This window comes from uncultured Thiothrix sp., assembly GCF_937873765.1.
Lineage (GTDB): Bacteria > Pseudomonadota > Gammaproteobacteria > Thiotrichales > Thiotrichaceae > Thiolinea.
In genome coordinates, this window is record NZ_CALMZC010000066.1 from 1 (window position 1) to 23,883 (window position 23,883).

Below are 23,883 nucleotides of genomic sequence, written 5' to 3' on the forward strand. Positions count from 1 at the left end.
CGCTTAAGTTACTACCGCTTTAGTGGCTCTTCAACTCCTCTGGTGCATGACCAAACATTATTCCGAAGCTGAAGACTATTATCGCAAAGCATTAATTATTTTCACCCAGTTAAATGATCGATCATCAGAGGCTAATTGCCTTGCGGGTTTAGGGAATGTATATGACGCATCTAATCTTACAAAACAGGCAATAGGCTTTTATCGTGAATCAGCACATGTCAGCAAAAACATAGGTGATAAACGTCATGAATGTATAGTTCGAGGAAATCTTGGCAATGCACTTATAAAATTAAGATGCTATGAAGATGCTAGAAAAGAATTAATTCGAGCCATTGATTGTGGTCAATATTTTGACAGCGAAGCTGAGCTTTGGAGAGTTTGGGGTAACTTATATATGCTTGAAAAAGCTGAAAATAATTCGCGGGAGGCATGGATTGCTTGGCAGGAAGCAGTTAAAAAACGTGTAAGTTACCGACTTAATGGAGGAGAGAATAATACAGATGCCGGGTATTTATGTGAGAGTTTTTGCAAAACCATATTACATGAAGGAGGCCATGCTGCTAGTAGATTAGTTGCTATTGAATTGGCAGATGAGACTTGGGGTAATTGCATAATACTCTTAAATAAGTTGGCAAAAATTGCCTTAGGCGAGCGTAGTCCAAAACTAGCAGAAGATGAGCAACTACACTACGAATGGGCCGCCGAGGTTTTATTGGTGTTGGATAGATTGCGCAAAGCAGGGGTGTAACACCACCTCCCATACCAGCCGCTCAAACCCCAACGCCACCACAACCAAACACCGCAACCGCTGCGGTTCACTGTACTTTTCCACCAGCACCGCCCGGTATTGCTGCAATTGCTGCGTAGCATCCTGCAATGCCGTCACCACCAGCGGAAGCTGTTGCAGTTCTGCCCGCGACATCCCCCGAACCTGTTCCGTACTCAGCCCCAACTCCTTCAGCCCAAGGTATTTAAACTCCAGCACCATATCCAGCAACGCCGGATACTGGCGCATATTCGGGCGCACAATCAGGGTCAAATCGGAATAACGCCGTTGCAAAGCCGTTTCCGAATCCATGATGTAATAGGTATCGTTGAACAACAGCGTCAGAAACGCTGTCTTGATGGTGAGTTCGTTGCTCCAGCGGTAATCCCGGTTGTTGAACACCGCGAAGTATTTGCTTTCCATGAAATCCACCAGCGGCTGCAAATCTGCCGTCCGATAGAACTGGCTGGCTAGATGTCGCACCATGTCAGTATCCTGAGGAGCAGGCAAAGTACGGTCACGCAATTCATCCAAATACAAACGCCGGATCACAAGGTTCGGTACACCGAACGCCAGTTCCCCAATCGTTCCACGCCCAGTAATCGTCAGCACCCCAAAGAAATACATCAGGGATACCATGAACCACTCACCTTGCACCGTGCTTTGCAAGGCTTCCACTCCAAATTTTTCTGCCAACGACTCTATGAGCAAAGTGTTTTGCTCATCTAAAACTTTGTGGATGACTGCATTGCCACCGGGTTGCGAAGCAATGTACGCGATTTTTCCCGCATCCATTGCCAGATTGCCATCCAGAATTTTTTCCGGTGGCTGGCAGTTTCTCTGGAAATGGCGCAAAAAATAGAAGCACAGCGTAGGGTTATATACCCGCTCCTGTGTGGTGTCGTAGCAAAAACGGTAGCCATTATAAAACACCCGCATCGTTTCGAGTGTGATGGCTGCGGTTTCAGCGGGTTGCTGGCATTGCACCGTCACCATTTCCACCAAACCCTGCAATTCGTTGCTCGTCAACCCACACAGGCTATTGAATTCATTGTCCAAATAAATACTGGTAGCAACGTTATAGCCGCTCGTCATATCGCTCATCACCACAGGCGAAACCCCGGTGATAAATACCCGCCCAATCTTGCCTTCCGAAACGCAGCCTTTAATGGTCTTGAACAGCGTTTTCAAAATGCCTTCGCCATGTAACAAAGCTTTGTAACGCGCTTCGTCAGTGCGTGCCTGCATCAACACTTCGTTCGCAAAATTATCGTATTCGTCGATCAGCAAATACAGTTGGTATCCGCTATTCCTGACCACATTTGCCAAGGACTCGAACGAGGCAATGCCATTGCCTGCGTTGATCGTGACGGGAAAGGCCAAGCGTTGCTGGTTCTGCTGCACACAATCGGTAACGGCGTTATTGAGATGGTCAAACAGGTTGCTGGTAATCGTACCAACGTCCCCCATTGGCGAAACCTTAGAAAAATCCCATTGAAGAATCAAATACTGATTATGTTCCGGTGTAGGGTCAGTGCCCACGGCAAGATCAGCAAACAGCCACGCAAATTCATCAGCTTTGTTGATGTCATAATAATTCGCCAGCATCGACAACAACAGGGATTTCCCAAAACGGCGCGGACGCAGGAACAATAACTGCTGCCCCGCTGCCTCCAGCGCAGGGATGCAGGTAGTACGATCTACATACAACATGCCTTTGCAACGGATATGGTTGAAATCGCTGATACCGTAGGGAAATGTGATCATTCACTCAAGCCTCAATCTGGCGGATACACTTTGCCAGATTGTAGCATGGCTTTTCACTATCAATCTGTTTGAAAAAACTTGCTAAAAACATGTCAATGCCGTTGTACAACCACTAAATCACTAAACCAATACGAAACCTGCCGTACTAAGCTTATGGCTCTGCTCCCACTGCAACAACCACTGTTTTCGTTCCAAACCGCCTGCATAACCCGTTAATTGCTTCTGGCTTCCTAAGACCCGATGGCAAGGAATAATAATACTTAAAGGGTTTTTCCCAACAGCAGCGCCCACTGCACGCACGGCTTTAGGTTGATTGATCTGATGGGCTATGTCGCCATAACTACAGGTGACTCCATATTCAATGCCTTGTAAAGCTTGCCAAACGCGTTCTTGAAACTCAGTACCTTGCGGCGCTAAAGGTAAATCAAACGTCTGCAATTCACCCGCAAAATAGGCTAATAGCTGTTGTTTAGCGGCGTTCAAAAGTTCGGTTTTCTGATAAATCCAGGTGTCTTGAATACCTGTAAAATGACGTTGATCAGTGAACCATACACCTGCTAAACCTTGCTCATCGCCTGTCACAATGGTTGGCCCCAAAGTGGTCTCAAATTCAATTACGTGCATGCGCCATTTCTCCAAATGTACATCACTGCGTAGCTGCGCCAGGGTTTCCACGGTTGCGCTATTGTTTCGGCTTGTTTTGCGGTCGAAACCTTGAGTAGTTTTTTAATCCAATAATCATCGCCCAAAAACGCATCCGGCCAGCGCAAAGTGCGCATCGTAATATAGCTCGCAGTCCACGAACCAATGCCTTTGAGATTAATGAGTTGTTGATAGGTTGTTTGATAATTGGCACTAGTGTCGAGCACCAAATCGCCTTGCACAATGAGCGTGGCAATATTGCGTAGAATTTCGACTTTACGTGGCTGAATTTTATAAGCGTTCAAGGTGTCGTCGCTGATTTTGAGAAAATCTTGAGCCAAAGGAAAACGTTGATACAGTTCGGGATAAGGCGTTTCGACTTTACAACTCGCCAATTCCGCAATACGCTCCACCAACGTTAAAGCGGCTTTCACCGTTACCACTTGTCCCATCACCGCCCGCGCCGCAATTTCAAAACCATCCCATGCACCCGGCACGCGCAAACCTGTAGCAGGATTTGCCAATTCGCCCAAAGCCTTATGAATCAGGTCTGGCTCGCAATCCAAATCACACAGTGAGCGCACCTGCGCAATCACCTGCGGAATCACGGCTTCTAAACTATCTGAAATCGTCAGTTGTAAGGCATGTTGTTTAGGATCAGTGCTAAGGCTAATCCAGCCTTCATGCAATTTGCCGCGGGCATCGAGTAAAGCTACGGTGCGTGAATAGCTTTGCTCATGCACCCGTTCCACGCCTTTAATGCAGCGCGTTTTGAAGTAGCTGAGTAAATGCGCCCAATCTAGCGGGGGGCGATAGGCTAGTTTAAACAGCATCGCAGCTACTGGTGGGAAGGAGTTACGTCGCCAAGTGCTGGGGGTGAGTTGGTAATAAGTTTTGAAATGTTGGTAAAACTGTGTCGTACTGCCAAAGCCTGCATAAATCGCTATTTTATTCACTGGCAAGTGGGTATCGGTTAACAGTGTTTTTGCCATTAATAAGCGTTGGGTACGCAAATAGTGGCTGGGTGTCACACCAAAAGCTTGCTGAAATAATCTGCGCAAATGTCGTTCACTCACTCCCAAACGCTGTGCCAAATGAACGGTGTCTTGTACTTGTGCCTGTTTGATTAATTGCGCAGCTTGATGCGCTAAAGTCTGCTTTGCATCCATTTGCGACAAACCGGGTGCTTGCTCAGGTCGACAGCGCAAACACGGGCGAAAACCTTGCGCCTCTGCTAAGGCAGCCGAATTGAAAAATAAGCAATGCGCTTGCCTTGGCGTTTTCACCCGACAAATTGGCCGACAATAAATCCCTGTACTGGTCACACCCACGAAAAAACGCCCATCAAAGCGTGCATCACGACTAACTAGGGCTTGGTAATAATCTTCAATATCCATAACCCAAGTATACGAATTAATGTCTGTCTCAGTGTCCGGTTTACGGACTTGATGATCCTAAGTAATAGAGCTTGGCGTAAGTATTTATATCCTAAGAGGTAAGTCAGCTAGCCCTTCAGGTAGCTAATCTTTTTGACACTATTTGCATAATATCAATGCTCCAAATCAAGTTAGCGCGAAAGATTGGTAGCCGGAGTCAGGCTAAGTGAAAAGTATTTGATCTAGGTCAAAGTAAACTCACCAAGGTTAAGCTCCTTAAATTAGGTTACTTAAATAAATTCCCTGAGTTAGAGCACACAGACTCGTTGGGGAAAACCGTTAGGAGCACATATGATTTCACAAGAAGTTGTGGATCTCTCTCGCTTGCAGTTTGCTTTAACTGCCCTTTATCACTTTCTATTCGTTCCTCTGACACTGGGGATGACCTTCCTGCTAGCGATTATGGAATCAGTCTATGTCATGACTGGTAAGCAGGTTTATAAAGACATGGTTCAATTTTGGGGCAAGTTATTCATGATTAACTTTGCTTTAGGTGTCACTACAGGATTGACCATGGAGTTTCAATTTGGCACTAACTGGGCTTATTACTCGCATTATGTTGGTGATGTATTTGGTGCCCCTTTAGCGATAGAAGGACTAATGGCCTTTTTTCTTGAGTCCACTTTTGTTGGCTTATTTGTCTTTGGTTGGGATCGCTTAAGTAAAGTGCAACATTTAGTCGTCACTTGGTTGATGGCACTGGGTACAAATCTTTCTGCGTTGTGGATTTTGATTGCCAATGGTTGGATGCAAAATCCTATTGGTGCTGAGTTCAGTTATGAAACGATGCGTATGGAAATGGTAAATTTTGGTGAGGTATTATTTAACCCAGTAGCACAAGTAAAATTTGTTCATACCGTAGCAGCCGGTTATGTCACTGGTTCCATGTTTGTGCTGGGTATCAGTGCTTGGTATTTATTAAAAAAACGGGATGTGGGTTTTGCTAAACGTTCGTTTGCTATTGCAGCGGGTTTTGGTATGGCTTCTATTTTGTCAGTCATCTTGTTAGGTGATGAAAGCGGCTATGAAGCCGGTGAGGTACAAAAAATGAAGCTTGCCGTCATCGAAGCTGAATGGCACACGGAACCACCTCCAGCAGGTTTCAATATTCTAGCTATGCCTGACCAAGAAAAGGGCGAAAACAGTTACGCTGTAAAAATCCCTTACGCTTTGGGCATTATTGCCACGCGCTCTTTAAGCGAACCGGTTAAAGGTATTCATGATTTAGTGGCAGAAAACGAACAGCGTATCCGGCAAGGTAAAGCGGCTTACGGCTTATTCCAAAAGCTACGCCAAGGTACAGCGACAGAGGCGGACAAACAAGCATTTGAACAAATCAAAGGTGATTTGGGCTATGGATTGTTACTGCTGCAATACACCTCTCATGTCATTGATGCGACTGAGGAGCAAATTAAGTTAGCCGCTAAAGGTACAGTACCGCCCGTTGCTCCTCTATTTTGGGCTTTCCGTATCATGGTGGCTGCAGGCTTTACAATGTTAGTCGTATTTGCACTCTCTTTTTATTTTACGGCCAAACGTACCGCTTGGAATAAGCGCTGGTTATTACGTTTAGCTTTATTCAGTATTCCTTTGCCATGGATTGCTGTAGAGACCGGCTGGTTTGTCGCAGAATATGGCCGTCAGCCTTGGGCAATTGGTGAGATTTTGCCAACTTTCATGGGTACTTCAACTTTAAGTGCGGGTGACTTGATGGGAAGTATTTTCGGTTTTGTCACTCTGTATACAGTGCTGTTAGTGATTGAGCTGTATTTAATGATTAAGTTTGCTCGCCTTGGTCCAAGTAGCTTACATACTGGGCGTTACCATTTTGAAAAGCAAGCAGGTGGTGGTGGGCATGTTGCTCACGCTTATGCGCAAAAACTCAATGACCGTGTTTAAGGAGAGCCTGCATGTTATTCGATTATGAAAGTTTAAAACTGATTTGGTGGGTATTAGTTGGCATCTTATTTATTGGCTTTGCGCTCACCGATGGGTTTGATATGGGAATTGGCGCTTTATTGCGGGTGGTGGGGAAAACTGACGAAGAGCGCCGTGTAGCGATTAATACGATTGCGCCCCATTGGGATGGCAATCAAGTGTGGTTAATTTTGGCCGCGGGGGCGATTTTTGCAGCTTGGCCAATTACCTTCGGTGCGGCCTTTTCCTCATTTTATTGGGCAATGGTTTTGACCCTATTTTCACTGTTTTTCCGGCCGGTTGGCTTCGATTATCGCTCTAAACTGGCCAATCCAGCTTGGCGTAATATGTGGGATTGGGGTTTAGTCATTTCCGGTATAGTGCCGCCTTTGGTCATTGGAGTAGCGTTTGGTAATCTGCTCTTAGGTGTACCATTTGCGTTTGACGACTATATGCGTTTAACCAGTCGCGGCTCCTTCTTTGCTTTGTTCCATCCGTTTGCGATTTTGGTAGGGTTGGTGAGCTTATTGATGTTCATGATGCAGGGTGCAACTTATTTGATGTTGCGTACCGATGAGGTAGTGTATCAGCGTGCACAAAAAATGGCAGGCTTAACGGCATTAGGGGTGATCGCTAGCTTTGCCTTAGCGGGTGTATGGTTGTGGCTAGGCGTGCAAGGTTATGTGATCACTGAAATGCCACCGAAAGATGCGCTACCAAACCCGTTGATAAAGGCGGTGATGCCGCTGGAGGGGGCTTGGCTTGCGAATTACACAACCTATCCTTGGGCATTGCTGGCTCCAGCTTTAGGTTTTTTGGGTGCTTTCGGGGCTTTCGTGATGGCGCGGGCGGGACGAGCAGGTTTGGCCTTTGTATTTAGTTCCTTGAGTTTAATTGGGATTATCCTCACCGCTGGTGCGTCGCTTTTCCCATTTGTCATGCCATCTAGTCTGAATCCGAATCATAGCTTGACCATTTGGGACTCAGCATCGAGCCATCTGACTTTGAATATTATGTTATGGGCAGCTTTGATCTTTGTACCGTTAATCCTGATTTATACCTTGTGGTGCTATCGCATGCTTTGGGGCAAGATTACCCTCGGCTTTATCCGTTCTAATGACCATACCGCTTATTAAAGGAGCTGCAGCATGTGGTATTTCGCGTGGATTTTAGGCGTATTACTCGCTAGTTCGTTCGGCATTATTAATGTCATGTGGCTAGAGTTGAATGGACTGGATGCGGATGAGTAAGCAAACTCTGTAGGTGTTCAAAGGGGTAGAGGTATGCTATCCCTCTGATTTATGGCTGATTAAAACTATATGACTGCAGTCGCTCCACCGCCTGAACACAGCCAGCGTTTAAAAGTTTGGGCAAGTTATGCGGGTGTCTGGCCGAAACTGGCTGTTGGGTTTGGCGTATTAGCGGGTATATTGCTGATTGCCCAAGCTTGGTGGTTGGCAAGTATTCTTAATGCCGTGTTATTTGAGCACGCTAAGTTGGCGGATCTACTGACTGGGTTCGCCGGCTTATTATTAATTTTCTTCTTACGTGCCGCTTTTACTTGGGCAATTGATCAAGCGGCTTTCCAGGGCGCACTGCAAGTCAAACTCCAAGTGCGTGAATTGCTTTATAGCAAGGTGCAAAGCTTAGGACCTGCTTGGTTGAGCGAGGAACGTAGCGGAGCCGTGATGAGTACACTAAGCGATGGAGTTGAGCAGCTTGAAGCTTATTATGCGCGCTATTTACCGGCGATGCAGTTGAGTGTGTATATACCCTTATTGATATTATTGGTGGTATTTAGTCAGGATCGTATTTCTGGCTTGGTGCTAATGCTCACTGCACCCTTGATTCCCTTATTTATGATGCTGATTGGCAAGGGAACAGAGCAGCGTAATCAGCGGCAATGGCAGCAGTTGTCGCGCATGAGTGCACATTTTCTGGATGTGATTCAAGGCTTAAGCACCTTGAAGTTATTTAATGCCAGCCGTCGTGAAGCACAAGCGATTGGTGAGGTGTCGGAGCAGTATCGGCAAAGCACGATGTCAGTCTTGCGCGTGGCTTTTTTATCTTCCTTTACCCTCGAGTTTTTCGCCAGCGTGAGTATTGCAGTAGTAGCAGTCTTAATTGGTTTTCGTTTGTATTGGGGGGAAATGACATTCTTTGCAGGTTTTTTGGTGTTATTGCTAGCCCCTGAGTTTTATCTGCCGCTGCGTCAGTTGGGGGCGCAATATCATGCACGTATGCAAGCTTTGGGGGTGGTCGCTAGTCTTTTGGATATTCTCGAAGTTCCTGCCACTACCCCAGCACAAACAGTGGCAGCATGGGCAGGATTACACGAGCAAACTATCCAATTACGCCATATTGACTTTTATTACCCCGATGGACGGCTAGCTTTACGGGATTTCAGTTTGAAGATTGCGGCTAAACAAAGCCTTGCTTTGGTTGGGGCAAGTGGAGCAGGTAAAAGCACGGTCTTGCAATTACTGTTGAAGTTTACAGAGCCACAAGCTGGAGAGATTCTGGTTGGTGCAACTCCTTTGCAACAGATTGCACGGCAAGTTTGGCATAAGCAAATTGCATGGCTACCACAGCGTGCCCAAGTGTTTGCACTGAGTGTGGCAGATAATATCCGTTTGGGTAGTCCAGCCAGCTTAGAGGCCATTAAACAAGCCGCTAAAGCAGCGCAAGCACAAGCGTTTATTGAGCAATTACCCCACGCTTATGACACACTATTGGGCGAAGCAGGGCAGGGATTATCGGGTGGACAACGGCAACGTATTGCACTGGCGCGCGTGTTTCTGAAAGCAGCACCCTTAATCATTCTCGATGAGGCCACCGCGCATTTAGATCGCGAAACAGAAACGCTAATTCAAGAGGCCATCCAGCAACTTAAAGGTCAGCACACGATTGTTATGATTGCGCATCGCCTTGCAACGATTCAAAGCGCAGATTGTATTGCTTTTATGCAAGAGGGGCAGGTATTGGCTTATGGCACTCATGCTGAACTCTTACAAAGCTGTGTACCATATCAAACGATGGTCAAAGCTTATCAAGAGCAAGGCTTATGAGCGTATTGTGGCGGCTCTTAGGTGTATACCGACCGTATACAGCATGGATGCTGCTTGGCATGTTATTAGCTTTGATTACTGTCCTAGCCAATGTTGGCTTGCTAGCACTAGCTGGTTGGTTTATTAGCTCGATGGCCTTGGCAGGTGCTGCTCAAGTCAGTATGAATTACTTTACACCCGGTGCTTTAATTCGTGGTGCAGCAATTACACGTACCGCAGGACGCTATGGTGAGCGCTTGGTGACACACGAAGCAACCTTTCGCTTATTAACCCAGTTGCGTGTGTGGTTTTATGAAAAACTCGAACCACTGGCGCCCGCCGTCTTGCAATACTACCGTAGCGGCGATCTGGTAAGTCGGATTCGTGCGGATATTGATACCTTGAATAATCTTTATCTGCGCATCCTTGTACCGATTGGGGTAGCGCTGCTGGCCAGTCTGATTTTAGTGGCTGCTCTGGCTTATTACCATCCACTTTTGGCCTTAGTAGAATTGAGTTTACTCTTGCTAGCTGGTGTGTTGATCCCATGGTTATTGCATTGGCTCAATCAAAGTACCAGTGCCCAATTGGTTCAAAGTTCAGCCGATTTACGTACCCAATTAATCAGCGATCTTCAAGGCATGGGTGAGTTATTAGTCTATGGAGCTGCTGAATCTCAGGCATTCCAATTCAACCAATGTGCTAAACAATTAGCGAAGCAACAACAAACTCTCACTCGCCTCAATAGTTTGCTACAAACAGCTTTGAGTTTGTGCGCAAATTTGGCGTTGTGGTTGATATTATTAATGGCCATTCCGCTGGTACAGCAACAAAGTTTAGCTCCTGCACATTTAGCCATGCTGAGTTTATTAGCGCTTGCGAGTTTTGAAGCGCTAGCACCCTTGCCGCTCGCTTGGCAAAGTTGGGGGGAAACTTTGGCAGCCGCAAACCGTATTTTTGCCTTGAGCGATCAGCAGCCTGTAGTACAAGAACCTATTCAGCCACTCGTTCTACAAGAGCCTATTACCATCCGCTGCGAGAAACTTGGGTTTCGTTATCAAGACCAGCATCCTTGGATATTGCATGACCTGAGTTTCAGTCTTGCGCCCTGCCAAAAGTTAGTGGTAGAGGGGACGAGTGGCTGTGGCAAAAGTACGCTCTTGAGTTTATTGCTACGTTTTCGCGAACCTAGCAGCGGCAATTTATTTTTGAATGAGCACCCTATTCAAGCTTACTCAGGAGAATCCCTAAGGGTTCATTTTGCCGTAGCTGAACAGCACACGCAGGTATTCAATACTACAATTTTAGATAATCTTTTACTCGCTAATCCACAAGCTAGCTTAGCCCAGATTGAGGCAGCTTGCCGCGCTGTGTTATTGCACGATTTCATTCAGCAGCAGCCAGAAGCCTACCAAACTTGGGTGGGCGAAACAGGTGTGCGTCTTTCGGGTGGGCAATTGCGGCGTTTGACCTTAGCACGAGCTTTGTTAAAACCAGCTAGCTTTCTTATTCTAGATGAACCAACCGAAAGCTTAGACCCTGAAACGGCTTTCAGTGTGATGTGCAATATCCTAGCTTGGGTGGAGAAAAAAGAGCAAGGCTTAATTGTGATTACACATCAACGCTTAGGGATTAAAGGCAGGGATTGGCAGGTACTAAGCTTGCCTTGAAGGCTGATAACAATAGCTTAACCTTCCCATCATATAACACAGTCGTGAGTGTTTTAGCGTTTGGCGGGCTTATAAATAAGGTGGCGTACAAGCACTCACAATCACGCAATCGGTTTTGCCGATATTACGGAAACGATGTGGCTGGCGGCTATCAAATAAATAAGCATCACCTGCTTTGAGAATGGTTTTGCGCTCACCCACGGTAAGTTCAATCATACCCTCTAGCACAATGCCGCCTTCTTCCGATTCATGCTGTAACATGCTGCGTCCGGTATCAGCACCGGGCGTATAGCGTTCATGGAGAATTTGTAACTTGTGATAACGCATATCACCGACTTGTCGATAATGCACAGCACCTTGGGTGATCGGTATTAACTCTTCTTCTGTAAAGAAAATTTTATATTCAGCGGGTGTTTCAAGGGCAAAAAACTCAGTGAGTGACAGTGGAATGACCTCAAGTACCTTTTTGAGAGAGGCGACGGACGGACTACTCTGATTATTTTCTATGACTGAAATAGCGGCATTGGTCATACCAGCACGTTTCGCTAATTCGCGTTGGGATAAGCCTGCGGCTTGGCGGACATAACGTAAACGTGCCCCTAAATCAAAGTCATCCAAAGTTACTTATTCCTTAATTAAGGTGATTAATAGAAGCGGTGAAACTTCTGCAAAGTATAGCAAGCTACTTGCGAACTTGTCTTAGTTGTGCGATAAATAAATTTAACATTTTTAAGAAAATCGTCAATTTTATTTAACAAGTTAGCTCGGCTAGCACTTAACCTGATAAGAGGTGGAATGTGTTACTAACGGATATGAAATTATTTAAGCAACAAGCTTATATCAATGGCACTTGGGTCAATGCAGCTAATCAAGAATCTTACTCTATCCATAATCCAGCAACGCATGAACGCTTAGGCGCAGTGCCTAATATGGGTGCTACTGATACGCAAAACGCGATTCATGCAGCAGAGGTGGCTTTGCCAGCTTGGCGTGCTTTAACTGCTAAGGAACGTGCTAATCGCTTACGCCGCTGGTTTGAGTTGATGATGGCAAATCAAGAGGAACTCGCGCATCTGATGACTTTAGAGCAGGGCAAACCCTTAACGGAAGCGCGAGGCGAAATTGCTTACGCAGCGTCTTTTGTAGAGTGGTTTGCGGAAGAAGCCAAGCGTATTTACGGTGAAACGATTCCGGGGCATCAAGCGGATAAGCGCATTGTGGTGATTAAGCAGCCGATTGGTGTAACGGCTGCGATTACGCCGTGGAATTTCCCTTCGGCGATGATTACCCGGAAAGCTGCTCCCGCTTTAGCAGCAGGTTGTACGATGGTGTTAAAACCAGCCCCACAAACGCCTTTTTCAGCGTTGGCTTTAGCGGAATTGGCGACACAAGCAGGGATTCCGGCAGGCGTGTTTAATGTAGTTACGGCAGATACTGAGAGTTCACGCGCCATTGGTGATGTCATGTGCTCAAGTCCGGTTGTGCGTAAATTATCCTTCACTGGCTCCACGGCCGTTGGTATGAAATTGATGGAACAATGTGCGCCTAACATCAAAAGATTGTCCTTAGAACTGGGTGGGAATGCCCCCTTTATTGTCTTTGATGATGCGGATGTGGATGCTGCGGTGCAGGGCGCAATGATTTCTAAATACCGTAATGCGGGGCAGACCTGTGTGTGTGCCAATCGCTTATATGTGCAAGATGGTATTTATGAAAAGTTTGCCGAGAAATTAGCGGTAGCTGTGCAAAAACTTAAAGTGGGTAATGGTTTAGAAGAGGGTGTGACGACTGGTCCTTTGATTGACGAAAAAGCCGTTAGCAAAGTCGAAAAACATCTCGCCGATGCCGTCAGTAAAGGTGCGCAAGTGCTCACGGGTGGTCAGCGGCATGTTTTAGGTGGGACTTTCTTTGAGCCTACGGTGATTACCGAAGCCAAGCCCGGTATGTTATTGGCAAAGGAGGAAACCTTTGGTCCTTTAGCCCCCTTATTCCGCTTTAAAGATGAAGCCGATGTGATTCAGATGGCGAATGATACTGAATTTGGTTTAGCCGCTTATTTCTATGCACGTGATTTAGGGAGAGTGTGGCGGGTAGCGGAAGCTTTGGAATATGGCATGGTCGGCATGAATACGGGACTGATTTCAACGGAAGTAGCGCCGTTTGGTGGGGTGAAGTCATCAGGCTTAGGACGTGAAGGCTCACATCATGGCATCGATGAATATCTTGAACTGAAATACTTGTGTATAAATATTTAAAAGCCGTAGCAGCTTGGAGTTAGCAGAATGAAAAAAACGAATGCTGGTTTGATTGAACGTAAAGCCTCAGCCGTTGCGCGTGGAGTAGGTCTATTACACCCTCATTTTATTGAGCAAGCGCAAAATACCACGGTGCGTGATGTGGAAGGGCGCGAGTTAATTGATTTCGCTGGCGGGATCGCGGTGCTGAATACAGGTCACTTACACCCGAAAGTGAAAGCCGCAGTACTAGAGCAGTTAGATAAGGTTTCACATACCTGTTTCATGGTGCTGGGCTATGAGCCGTATGTCGAACTCTGTGAAAAGGTTAATGAATTAGCCCCCGGTGATTTTCCTAAAAAATCTGCTTTATTTACCACGGGTGCGGAAGCCTTAGAAAATGCGGTGAAAATTGCGCGTGCTTACACCAAACGTACCGGTGTGATTGCTTTTGGTGGGGGGTATCATGGGCGCACGATGGCGACTTTAGCTTTAACCGGCAAGGTTGCTCCCTATAGTGCAGGTATGGGGATTATGCCCGGTGACGTGTTCCGTGCCATGTACCCGAATAAACTGCATGGTGTGAGCACGGCCGATGCCTTAGCTTCGATTGAGCGCATTTTCAAATTTGATGCTGAGCCACAAAATATTGCCGCCATTCTGCTCGAACCCGTACTAGGTGAAGGTGGTTTCTATGTTGCACCGAAAGAGTTCATGCAAGGTTTGCGTGAACTCTGTGATAAGCATGGCATTCTACTCATCGCGGATGAAGTACAAACGGGGGCAGGGCGTACCGGTACTTTCTTTGCAATGGAGCAAATGGGGGTCGCCGCTGATTTAACGACCTTTGCTAAATCCATTGCAGGTGGTTTCCCCTTATCAGGCGTGGTTGGCAAAGCCGAGGTGATGGATGTAGTTGGCTCTGGTGGTTTAGGCGGTACTTATGCAGGTGGGCCGATTGCTTGTGCGGCCGCTTTAGCGGTTTTAGAGGTGTTCAAGGAAGAGAATCTACTTGAACGTTGCCGTACCGTTGGAGAGCAAGTCACTGCACGTTTACAAGCCTTAGCCAAGCAATATCCCGTGATTGCTGAGGTGCGTGGTTTGGGCGCGATGCTGGCAATTGAATTAATGAAAGAGGGTAAGCCTTCACCTGAGTTAACGGCGGCTTTGGTGGCTAAAGCACGGGAGAAAGGTTTGATTCTGCTATCCTGTGGAATCTACGGGAACGTGATTCGGATTCTGATGCCGCTCACCGTGCCGGATACGCAATTGAATCAAGGTTTGGATATTTTGGCGGAGTCTTTAGCGGAAGTAACGGCTTAGCAGCTAAATGCAAAGGGGTAGTTTGTGCTACCCCTGTTTGTTAGCCTCTAAGTCTCTCGCTTATTCGGGTTTGCAGTTCGCATCACTAGTAGTTGTACCACTGTTGCAAGTACCAATACCTGTGCCAGGAGTTGTAGTTGGGGTAGTAGCGCTGCTAGTACTGGTAGTTGCTGGCGTTGTATTAAGTGGGGTCGTACTGTTCAAAGCACTTTCAACGGCGGCGATCAATTCTTTTTCCATATCCAATTGTGGGCGGAAAGGCTTACCATTTAAGAAAAACGCTGGGGTGCCATTCACACCTAAATTGCGAGCTTCAGCTTCAGAAGCACCCAAGGCTTCTTTGGTTTTGGGGTCATCGAGGCAAGTTTTCATTTTGGCCTCATTTAATTTCAACTCAGTCGCTAATTTTAAGGGTGAGTTATCATCGAGTTTGTCTTGATTTTTGAAGGCTAGATCATGATATTCCCAGAATTTACCTTGTTGCTCAGCACAGATAGAAGCTGCTGCGACTTTACGGGAGATACCTGAAGGATTAATCGGCATGTGTCGATAGACGATGCGCATTTTATCGCTGTATTTTGCTAAGACTTTATCGGCAATTTCGGAGCCTTCTTTACAATGTGGGCATTGGAAATCAGCAAATTCAGCTAAAGTGACTGTTGCATTTGTGCTACCTTTGCTGGGGTAGCCTTCTGTTTTGACCTCAAATACTAGGGCTTCTGGCTCAGGTAAATTAACTTTATAATTTTTTTCTTTAGCAATTTGCTGTAGGACTTCTTTCATTTTTTCTTGTTGGCGCTCAGCCCACACTGCACCAACCAGCTCTTCTTTCACTTCTTTATAAGGCTTTTGAATTCGCTCCCAATTAGCATCATAAAATTTACGTAAGGCTTGCTCATCTGGCTCTTTGACTTCCAAAGCTTTAGCTGCGTATTCCTCAGGTGTTTTACCTTCTTCTTTGGCTTTGTCGCGTAGCCAAGCGTCCAAAATGTATTGATCAATGATCTCTTGGCGCTGCTGATTGACCTTAGTTTCGAGTTCATTTAGCTGAATACGTACTGCGGCTGGAAGTTCTTTTCCGGCGTAAGTTTTATCACCATATTGATAGCTTAAATCTGCTGCTTGTACCAAAGAAAAGGAAAAGGCTAAGAATAAGCTGGTTGTAAGCCGTTTTAATTTATACATCGTTCAAGTTCTCTAGGATTCGTGTTGGATAAATACAACATAGGCGACAGGCATCAATCTTGCAAGTTGTAACACGCCTAATTGTGTATTAAACACAGGTTTAACATTCTGCGAATATTGCATTCCAGTGATAGGGCAGCTCATAATGCCGGTTATCAATAGCTTGGGAATGAGTAGAGGAAGGTGATTCAATGACGATAGTCCTTGATGTACAAAATATCCACAAGCGCTTTGGCTCTTTAGAGGTCTTACATGGGATTTCACTGCAGGCTGAGGCTGGCGATGTGATCTCACTCATCGGCTCTTCAGGCTCTGGTAAATCGACTTTTCTACGTTGTATCAATCTCCTCGAAATGCCTGATCAAGGCGAAATTCAGTTAGCAGGCGAAACGATCAAGCTTAAAACCAATCACAAAGGGCTGCGCACTGCGGTCGATCCTAAGCAGGTTCAACATTTGCGTAGTCGTGTCGGTATGGTGTTCCAGCAGTTCAATCTCTGGTCGCACTTGAGCATTTTAGAAAATGTGATGGAAGCACCGGTGCGTGTGCAAGGGATTGATAAAACCGAAGCACGCGAAATTGCGCTGGATTATCTGAATAAAGTGGGCATTGCGCATAAAGCGGATACTTATCCGGCCTTTTTATCAGGTGGGCAACAGCAACGGGTAGCGATTGCCCGTGCTTTGGCAATGCGTCCCGATGCAATTCTGTTTGATGAACCAACTTCAGCTTTAGATCCTGAATTAGTCGGTGAAGTGCTGTCGGTTATGCGTAAGCTCGCTGAAGAAGGGATGACCATGTTAGTGGTGACCCATGAGATGGCTTTTGCGCGCGATGTATCGAATAAAGTGATTTTTTTACATCAAGGTTTGATTGAGGAGCAAGGGCATCCTGCTGAGGTCTTTAGTCAGCCTAGATCCGAGCGTTTAAAACAATTTTTATCCAATACTTCTATTAAATAATATCCAATTGGAGTGTATAGCATGAGCAAAAAATGGTTATTAGCAATGACTTTGGGGGCAGCTTTAGTCAGTGGGCAAGCCTTGGCAGAGGATAAACTACGGGTTGGCACTGAAGGCGCTTATGCTCCTTATAATTATGTGAACGATGAAGGTAAATTAGCCGGGTTTGAAATTGACTTAGGCAATGAGCTTTGTAAACGCACTAATATGACTTGCGAATTCATCCAAAATAAATGGGATTCGATTATTCCTAATCTGTTAGCAGGTAACTATGACGCGATTATGGCGGGCATGTCGATCACGGATGAGCGTAAAAAAAGTATTACCTTTAGTGATGAATACAAACCAGTCGACCCTTCCTTATATTTAGTTAAAAAAGGTACTCAGCTCGATTTCGATAAATTAGAAGGTAAAAGTGTAGGTGTGCAAGGTGCGACCATTCAAGATGATTTTGCTAAGGGGAAATGGGCTGCAAAAAACACTTTGAAATCCTATGAAAAAGCTGATCAATCCTTAGCGGATGTGATGGCAGGCACGGTTGATGTTGTCTTAGCGGATGGAGAATTCGTGCGTACTGCAGTGGCAGGTTCTAATGGTGAATTAGAGGTGGTTGGCCCGCAAGAAATGATTGGTGGTGGAATCGGCATTGGTATGCGCCCTGATGACACTAAATTGCATGAAAAAATCAATGCCGCTTTAGCCGAAATCAAAAAAGACGGCACTTTAGAGACTCTAACTAAAAAGTATTTTACTGAGCAAAAATAACTAAGATTTTGCTTTAAGATTGACACTTGGGTAATAAAGTTCTCTAGCTAGCCTAGAGAACTTGTACAGTTAGTCAGCTCATAAGGGATAGTTCATGCTGGAAATGCTTCCCCACTGGCTCAGCGATTGGTTGGGTCCTGATGGTATGGCTAATTTAGCCTATATCACCAATGGCAAACATTTATCTTGGTATGCTAGCGTTCGCTACACTTTGATCGCTGCCGCTTTTGGTGCGATCTTAGCTGTGTTCTTCGGCCTGTTAGGGGCTGCCGCCAAGCTCTCCAAGTTTGCTCCCTTGCGTTGGCTGGGCGATATCTACACCACCATGGTGCGGGGCATTCCTGATGTACTCTTCCTGTTATTTTTCCCTTTAGCCTTTGAGCAAGGTGTCGAATATATGATGGCACAGTGGTATTGCAAGCCTGATGAATTAGCTGCTGCTACGACTTGGCCGCTGTGTGCGAATGTGCAGTGGTATCTAAGTACCACCGAATATATGATTTTGGCCTGTGTCTCCTTAGGTTTGGTGTACGGTGCCTTTGCAGCCAATGTAATTTATGGGGCTTTAACAGCCGTGCCAAAAGGTCAGTTAGAAGCTGCTCATGCCTTTGGTTTCCCAAGTCGGGAGGTGTTTTGGCGCTTTCAAGTTCGGCAAATGTGGGTTTATGCCTTGCCCGGTTTATCCAATGTGTGGTTACTATTATTAAAGGCTACTTCCTTATTATCTCTATTACAGATCACTGATATTGTGTCGTGGGCGGATCGTTTGGGTGCACCGAATTACTCACCAGTAGCGGGTTTAGTGCATGGGGATTGGCGTTGGAAATATTATTTAGTGCTATTTATTTTTTATATCTTGCTCACATGGCTATCGGAAAAGTTCTTTGCTTATCTACAAGCGCGCGCTGGGCGTGGCATGGCGAGGGCTAACTAATGGATAGCATCTTCAATGCCCCGTTTGTGCAAGACTTAGTAACACTGTTTAAACCTGCTCTATTTAACTTATATTTTCTGGTCTTAGCGGTTCCCTTTGGTTTCCCCTTAGCAGTTTTATTAGCTTTAGGGAAAAATAGTAAAAATAAGCTGCTTTCTATGCCTGCACGCACTTATATCTATGCCTTTCGCGGTTCACCGCTATTCATTCAGTTTTTCATGTTCTATTCGCTTAGTTTGGCGCTGAATCCGGGTGTATGGAAACCTTTAGGGATTAGTTGGTTGATGATTCATCCCTTATTTATTGGTCCACTGGTATTAGTCTTAAATACGGGTGCTTATGCTGCAGAGATTTTCTATGGTGCACTACAAACCATTCCGAAAGGTGAGCTTGAAGCAGCACGTGCGGTCGGTATGAGCAAATGGCAAGAGTTCCGCACGGCTGTTTGGCCGAATATGCTACGGTTAGCTTGGCCTGCGTATACCAATGAAGTAGTGTTTTTATTCCATTCAACGACCTTAGTCTATTTCACCATGCCGGTGATTAATGAGCAAAAAGACTTACTGAATAAAGCAAGCGAGTTGTTTGAAAAGGATTACAATTTATTCCTGCATTTCTCGGCGGCCGCTTTGTATTTCTTAGTGATTTCTATAGTCATTTTCTTTTTATTTAATTTAATTTATAAGCGCTTAACTCGATATCTGAATGTAGAGGTGAGCCTGAAAATTAAACCTAATTATATTCGCTAAGCTTCGATGAAAAAAATTACGCATAAGATTTACGGTGACTCACCCGGTAAAACAACAGAACTGGTATGTTTTAAATTAGGTTCAGAGCAAGCGCAGCGTAAAGTCTATCTACAAGCTGCACTGCACGCGGATGAGCAACCCGGTATTTTGGTATTACATCATTTGCTAAAGTTGTTAAAACAAGCTGAAGAGCAGGGTTTATTAAACGCCCAATTTATGGTCTTTCCGATGGTGAATCCTTTGGGGATGGGTGATATTGGTTTTCGTCAGCATCAAGGGCGTTATGATCGTGCATCAGGGGTGAATTTTAATCGTAATTGGCCTGATCTGTGCAAAGCAGTGGAAGTTCAAGTAGCAGAGCAACTCACTGAGGATGCGCAACAAAATATTCAGATAGTCCGTTCTGCGCTGAAAGCGTGGATAGCCCAACAACAGCCGGTTAATGCCCTGCAACAGCAGCGGCACATTGTGTTGCAGTCGGCCTTTGATGCTGATTATGTACTCGATTTGCATTGTGATAATGAAGCGTTGCCGCATATTTTTACCGTTCCTCAATCGGCAACTGTGATGCAAGATTTATCGGATTGGATGGGAGCGGCTGCCACTTTATTAGCTGAAAATAGTGGTGGTTATTCCTTCGATGAGGTCTGGTCTAAGTTATGGATTGATCTTGCGAAAGTTCATCCTGATAAACCGCTTCCCTTAGCCTGTCATTCAGCGACGCTTGAATATCGTGGCCAATTTGATACCTTTGATGAACTTAATCACGAGGATGCCGAACGCTTGTATGGCTTCCTGCAAAGCCAAGGCTTAATTGGTGGTGAAATGATCCGTTTACGCCCTGAACCTACGCCTGCGGCTACTGATCTGGCGGCTACTGAAATGACACGTGTCCAACAGGCAGGCTTACTTGCTTATAAAGTTAAGCTTGGCGATGTAGTTCAGCAAGGCGATGTGTTAGCAGACTTAATTGCCTTAGATGGTGAGGGCGCGTTTGTAGAACGCATCCCAGTGTTAGCCGGTACGGATGGGGTGATTATCTCCCGTAATATCCATAAATATGTTTGGCCGGGCTGCTCAGTGGCTAAGATTGTGGGTAAACAGCCCTTAGCGTCTCGGGGGGACTATTTGTTGGAGGATTAGAGCAGAGAATAGTGCTTTAATCCCTAAGTTTACTTAGTTCTGTCGCTGCCTTAAAGCCTCATACAAACAAACTCCAGTGGCCACCGACACATTCAAACTCGATACTTGCCCACACATCGGGATCGAAATTAAAAAGTCACAGCGCTCTTCGGTTAGACGACGAATCCCCGTACCTTCTGCCCCCATGACCAAAGCCATTGAACCTTTAAGATCCGCTTGATACAAGGTTTGTTTAGCCTTATCACTCGTTCCGGTCAGCCAAATACCGCGTTCTTTTAAACTATCTAAAGTGCGTGCCAAATTAGTGACAGCAATAAATGGCACTGCTTCAGCTGCACCCGAAGCTACTTTACGCACGGTTGGATTGATGCTTGCGGCATTGTCTTTCGGTGCAATCACCGCGTGCACGCCCGCCCCATCCGCTGTGCGTAAACAAGCCCCTAAATTATGCGGGTCGGTGACGCCATCGAGCACTAATAAAAAAGGCTGAATGCCATTATTATCCAGCTCATCTAAAAGATCATAGAGATCATTTTCAGTGTAGTCTTTGGCTTTATAATATTCCGCCACCACCCCTTGATGCCGCCCTGTGCTGGAGAGTTTATTCAATTGCTCCATGTCAGCCGGAGTGGTTTTAAGACCACCCACTTCAGCAATTTGCGCTTGAAGTTTTTTCAAGCGGTCATTGCGGGTGTTCTTTTCTAGCCAAATCGTGCCAATGTTTTCAGGATCGTTGCGTAGCGCGCTTTCCACAGCATGAATGCCATAAATAGTTGTCTTAGCCATTAACGTTTCTTCTTAGCTGCTAGCGGTTTTTTGCTGGATTTTGTACTTTTGCTCGGCTTACTGAGTTTAGCTTTGCTACGTTTTTCAGTTTTCTCAGCCCCATCTGCGAGGATGAAGTCGATTTTGCGCTCATCTAAATCGACCCGTGCGACTTTCACGCGAATGCTATCGGCTAAACGGAAGGTGCGACCTGAGCTTTCGCCGGTTAAGCGTTGACGCACGGGATCATAACGATAGTAGTCATTAGTGAGTGCAGTCACATGCACTAAACCCTCGACATAAATATCGGAAAGCTCCACGAATAAACCAAAGTTAGTCACAGCACTGACAATACCATCGAAGACATCACCGACATGCTCTTGCATGTATTCACATTTGAGCCAAGCGGTCACATCACGACTTGCATCATCGGCGCGCCGTTCTGCCATAGAGCAATGTTCACCTAGGGCTTGCATATCGGCAAGGCTATAACTGAAATTAGCCGCTGTGCCACCCGTTAAAATATGTCGAATCGCCCGATGCACTAATAGATCAGGATAGCGGCGAATCGGCGAGGTGAAATGAGCATAATCCTCATGCGCTAAACCAAAATGTCCAGTTTCTGCATCAGGGCTGTATTGCGCTTGCGATTGTGAGCGCAATAGCACGGTTTGAATCAAATGGAAGTCCGCACGTCCCTGCACTTGCTGTAAGACCCGCGCATAATCAGCCGGTTCTGGTTCCATTCCACCACCTAACGACAAACCTACACCGGCTAAGAAAGCGCGCAAATCTTCGAGTTTTTCAGTCGACGGGGGCGCATGTACGCGATGCAAAGCTGGAATTTCATGCTCTTTCAAGAAGCGTGCAGCGCAGACATTGGCGAGAATCATGCACTCTTCAATGATCTTGTGGGCATCATTGCGTACACTCGGCTCAATCGCATCGATTTTACGATCTTCCCCGAAGATGATTTTGGTTTCAGTGGTTTCAAAATCAATCGTGCCCCGTTCCATACGAGCATGGCTCAAGGTGTGATACAACGCATACAGACTATCCAAATGCGGCACTAAGTCTGCATATTGCTTGCGTATCGCTGCATCATGATCAACGACCATAGCCGCGACTTGATCATAAGTCAGTCGGGCGGCGGAGTTCATCACGGCTTGTTGGAACTGATAGTCCAGTACATTGCCTTCATCATCCAAACGAATCTCGCAGAGCATACACAGGCGGTCCACCTGTGGATTGAGCGAGCATAAACCATTGGATAAAATTTCTGGCAACATCGGAATCACTTTACCGGGGAAATAAACGGACGTACCCCGCAAAGTTGCTTCTTTATCTAAAGCTGTGCCAGGTTTCACATAATGCGAAACATCGGCAATCGCTACCAACAAGCGCCAGTGATCGGCTTTACGACTACAGAAAACCGCATCGTCAAAGTCTTTAGCATCCGCGCCATCAATCGTTACCAGTGGCAAGTCACGCAAATCTTCGCGGCCTTGTTTGGTACGCTCAGGCACTTCATAGCCAAAACGGTCAGCTTCTTCCGTAACCGCTGGCGGCCATTCAAACGGCAATTCATGGCTACGAATGGCAATATCAATTTCCATACCCGGCGCCATGTGGTCACCTAAGACTTCAACGATTTTACCAATGGGGCGCGAGCGTTTGGTCGGATGCTCAATGATGGCGGCGACGACAATTTGCCCCGGTTTAGCTTCATGTAATTGATCCGGTGGAATCAAAATTTCTTGAGTCAGGCGCTTATTATCCGGCACGACAAAAGCAATCCCGCTTTCAACCAGTAAGCGCCCCACGACTTGTTCGGTGGCACGTTCTAAAACCTCAACGACTGCACCTTCGCGCCGACCTTTGGCATCTAAACCGCGTACACTCGCCAAGACTCGATCACCGTGCATCACGCTGTCCATTTGCTTAGCGTGCAGGAACAGATCGGGCGAGCCATCGTCTGGGATTAAAAAGCCAAAGCCATCGGGGTGACCCATGACCCGACCTGAAATTAAATCAGCACGTGCCACGGGTACATAGTGGCGGCGGCGATTGAACAAAATCTGCCCGTCGCGCTCCATAGCACGCAAGCGTTTGCGCAGAGCATCCATATCAATTTCTGCGTATAAGCCTAAAGCGGCTGCTAAGCTCGGGAAATCTAAAGGGTGGGTGCTTTCAGTTAATAATTGTAAAATGACTTCGCGGCTGGGGATGGGGTTATCGTATTTTTCAGCTTCGCGTTCGAGATACGGATCTTTTAGTTTCAACAGAATTCCTTGTTTTAAGGTTTGTGGTTTTTAGGTGTCTAGGATAGCAAATTGGCCGAGTTTTTGTTTGACAAAAAAACATAGGCTCGGTATCCTGCCTCGCACTTGAGACATCACTCTCTTTGCCGAAGTGGCGGAATTGGTAGACGCGCTAGTTTCAGGTATTAGTGGGGCGACCCGTGGAAGTTCGAGTCTTCTCTTCGGCACCAAATTAAAATCTAGCCTAGTCTAGTACATCCATAAAGCCTTGAATCCTAACGGTTTCAGGGCTTTTTCGTGTCTAAGGTAGTCTAATT

The 23,883-nt window shown here is 46.1% G+C and carries 20 protein-coding genes and 1 tRNA gene; 14 read left to right on the forward strand and 7 right to left on the reverse strand.

The window, feature by feature from the left end:
- The first annotated feature begins 46 nt into the window (after positions 1-46).
- Positions 47-748: a tetratricopeptide repeat protein gene (locus Q0307_RS18560; RefSeq protein WP_298662773.1), complete on the forward strand. Its 702-nt coding sequence runs from the start codon at positions 47-49 to the stop codon at positions 746-748.
- Here Q0307_RS18560 and Q0307_RS18565 read toward each other — a convergent pair.
- The 3 genes from Q0307_RS18565 to Q0307_RS18575 all read right to left on the reverse strand — a co-directional run bounded on the left by Q0307_RS18565 (position 710) and on the right by Q0307_RS18575 (position 4,572).
- Positions 710-2,533, reverse strand: coding sequence for an AAA family ATPase (locus tag Q0307_RS18565; RefSeq protein ID WP_298662774.1), 1,824 nt, complete (start codon positions 2,531-2,533; stop codon positions 710-712). The genes Q0307_RS18560 and Q0307_RS18565 overlap by 39 nt on opposite strands.
- Before the next feature lie 120 nt (positions 2,534-2,653).
- A complete protein-coding gene (locus Q0307_RS18570) occupies positions 2,654-3,157 on the reverse strand; it encodes a methylated-DNA--[protein]-cysteine S-methyltransferase (RefSeq protein ID WP_298662775.1) in 504 nt (167 codons plus the stop codon).
- A complete protein-coding gene (locus Q0307_RS18575) occupies positions 3,148-4,572 on the reverse strand; it encodes an AlkA N-terminal domain-containing protein (RefSeq protein WP_298662777.1) in 1,425 nt (474 codons plus the stop codon). Before Q0307_RS18575 ends, Q0307_RS18570 begins: the two co-directional genes overlap by 10 nt.
- 330 nt (positions 4,573-4,902) lie before the next feature.
- Between Q0307_RS18575 and Q0307_RS18580 the strand changes: the two genes are divergently transcribed.
- The 5 genes from Q0307_RS18580 to cydC all read left to right on the forward strand — a co-directional run bounded on the left by Q0307_RS18580 (position 4,903) and on the right by cydC (position 11,245).
- Positions 4,903-6,510: a cytochrome ubiquinol oxidase subunit I gene (locus Q0307_RS18580; protein ID WP_298662780.1), complete on the forward strand. Its 1,608-nt coding sequence runs from the start codon at positions 4,903-4,905 to the stop codon at positions 6,508-6,510.
- 11 nt (positions 6,511-6,521) lie between these two features.
- The gene (cydB, locus tag Q0307_RS18585) at positions 6,522-7,664 is read left to right on the forward strand and encodes a cytochrome d ubiquinol oxidase subunit II (RefSeq protein ID WP_298662782.1); all 1,143 of its coding nucleotides are present in this window, start codon (positions 6,522-6,524) and stop codon (positions 7,662-7,664) included.
- A gap of 12 nt (positions 7,665-7,676) precedes the next feature.
- Positions 7,677-7,778, forward strand: coding sequence for a cytochrome bd-I oxidase subunit CydX (gene cydX / locus Q0307_RS18590; protein WP_020396090.1), 102 nt, complete (start codon positions 7,677-7,679; stop codon positions 7,776-7,778).
- Between the two features lie 69 nt (positions 7,779-7,847).
- Complete coding sequence (gene cydD, locus Q0307_RS18595) at positions 7,848-9,596, forward strand: thiol reductant ABC exporter subunit CydD (RefSeq protein ID WP_298662784.1); 1,749 nt, start codon at positions 7,848-7,850, stop codon at positions 9,594-9,596.
- A complete protein-coding gene (gene cydC, locus Q0307_RS18600; protein ID WP_298662786.1) occupies positions 9,593-11,245 on the forward strand; it encodes a thiol reductant ABC exporter subunit CydC in 1,653 nt (550 codons plus the stop codon). Before cydD ends, cydC begins: the two co-directional genes overlap by 4 nt.
- A 69-nt stretch (positions 11,246-11,314) precedes the next feature.
- Here the strand turns inward: cydC and Q0307_RS18605 are convergent, their stop codons facing one another.
- Entirely contained in the window at positions 11,315-11,863 is a 549-nt protein-coding gene (locus Q0307_RS18605; RefSeq protein ID WP_298662787.1) for a cupin domain-containing protein, read from the reverse strand.
- 179 nt (positions 11,864-12,042) lie between these two features.
- On the opposite strand from Q0307_RS18605, the gene gabD reads away from it, so the two are divergent.
- Together gabD and gabT are read left to right on the forward strand one after the other, a co-directional pair.
- On the forward strand, positions 12,043-13,500 hold the full coding sequence (gene gabD / locus Q0307_RS18610) for an NADP-dependent succinate-semialdehyde dehydrogenase (protein WP_298662789.1): 1,458 nt from the start codon (positions 12,043-12,045) through the stop codon (positions 13,498-13,500).
- A gap of 27 nt (positions 13,501-13,527) precedes the next feature.
- The gene (gabT, locus tag Q0307_RS18615; protein WP_298662790.1) at positions 13,528-14,802 is read left to right on the forward strand and encodes a 4-aminobutyrate--2-oxoglutarate transaminase; all 1,275 of its coding nucleotides are present in this window, start codon (positions 13,528-13,530) and stop codon (positions 14,800-14,802) included.
- Positions 14,803-14,862: 60 nt separating this feature from the next.
- Here the strand turns inward: gabT and Q0307_RS18620 are convergent, their stop codons facing one another.
- Entirely contained in the window at positions 14,863-15,987 is a 1,125-nt protein-coding gene (locus Q0307_RS18620) for a thioredoxin domain-containing protein (RefSeq protein ID WP_298662791.1), read from the reverse strand.
- A 191-nt stretch (positions 15,988-16,178) separates the two neighbouring features.
- Between Q0307_RS18620 and Q0307_RS18625 the strand changes: the two genes are divergently transcribed.
- The 5 genes from Q0307_RS18625 to Q0307_RS18645 all read left to right on the forward strand — a co-directional run bounded on the left by Q0307_RS18625 (position 16,179) and on the right by Q0307_RS18645 (position 20,540).
- Positions 16,179-16,949, forward strand: a complete 771-nt coding sequence (locus tag Q0307_RS18625) for an ATP-binding cassette domain-containing protein (protein WP_298662792.1) — start codon at positions 16,179-16,181, stop codon at positions 16,947-16,949.
- Between the two features lie 21 nt (positions 16,950-16,970).
- Positions 16,971-17,714, forward strand: a complete 744-nt coding sequence (locus tag Q0307_RS18630; RefSeq protein ID WP_298662793.1) for a transporter substrate-binding domain-containing protein — start codon at positions 16,971-16,973, stop codon at positions 17,712-17,714.
- Between the two features lie 94 nt (positions 17,715-17,808).
- Positions 17,809-18,648 carry an ABC transporter permease subunit gene (locus Q0307_RS18635; protein WP_298662794.1) on the forward strand — a complete coding sequence of 280 codons (840 nt, stop codon included), beginning with the start codon at positions 17,809-17,811 and terminating at the stop codon, positions 18,646-18,648.
- The gene (locus Q0307_RS18640) at positions 18,648-19,397 is read left to right on the forward strand and encodes an ABC transporter permease subunit (RefSeq protein ID WP_298662795.1); all 750 of its coding nucleotides are present in this window, start codon (positions 18,648-18,650) and stop codon (positions 19,395-19,397) included. Before Q0307_RS18635 ends, Q0307_RS18640 begins: the two co-directional genes overlap by 1 nt.
- A 6-nt stretch (positions 19,398-19,403) precedes the next feature.
- Positions 19,404-20,540, forward strand: a complete 1,137-nt coding sequence (locus Q0307_RS18645) for a succinylglutamate desuccinylase/aspartoacylase family protein (RefSeq protein WP_298662797.1) — start codon at positions 19,404-19,406, stop codon at positions 20,538-20,540.
- A gap of 33 nt (positions 20,541-20,573) precedes the next feature.
- Here the strand turns inward: Q0307_RS18645 and rlmB are convergent, their stop codons facing one another.
- Positions 20,574-21,326: a 23S rRNA (guanosine(2251)-2'-O)-methyltransferase RlmB gene (gene rlmB, locus Q0307_RS18650; RefSeq protein WP_298662799.1), complete on the reverse strand. Its 753-nt coding sequence runs from the start codon at positions 21,324-21,326 to the stop codon at positions 20,574-20,576.
- The gene (gene rnr / locus Q0307_RS18655) at positions 21,326-23,587 is read right to left on the reverse strand and encodes a ribonuclease R (protein WP_298662800.1); all 2,262 of its coding nucleotides are present in this window, start codon (positions 23,585-23,587) and stop codon (positions 21,326-21,328) included. The genes rlmB and rnr overlap by 1 nt, the downstream gene beginning before the upstream one ends.
- Before the next feature lie 124 nt (positions 23,588-23,711).
- Between rnr and Q0307_RS18660 the strand changes: the two genes are divergently transcribed.
- Positions 23,712-23,796: transfer RNA gene (locus tag Q0307_RS18660), tRNA-Leu, on the forward strand.
- The last annotated feature ends 87 nt before the right edge of the window (positions 23,797-23,883 follow it).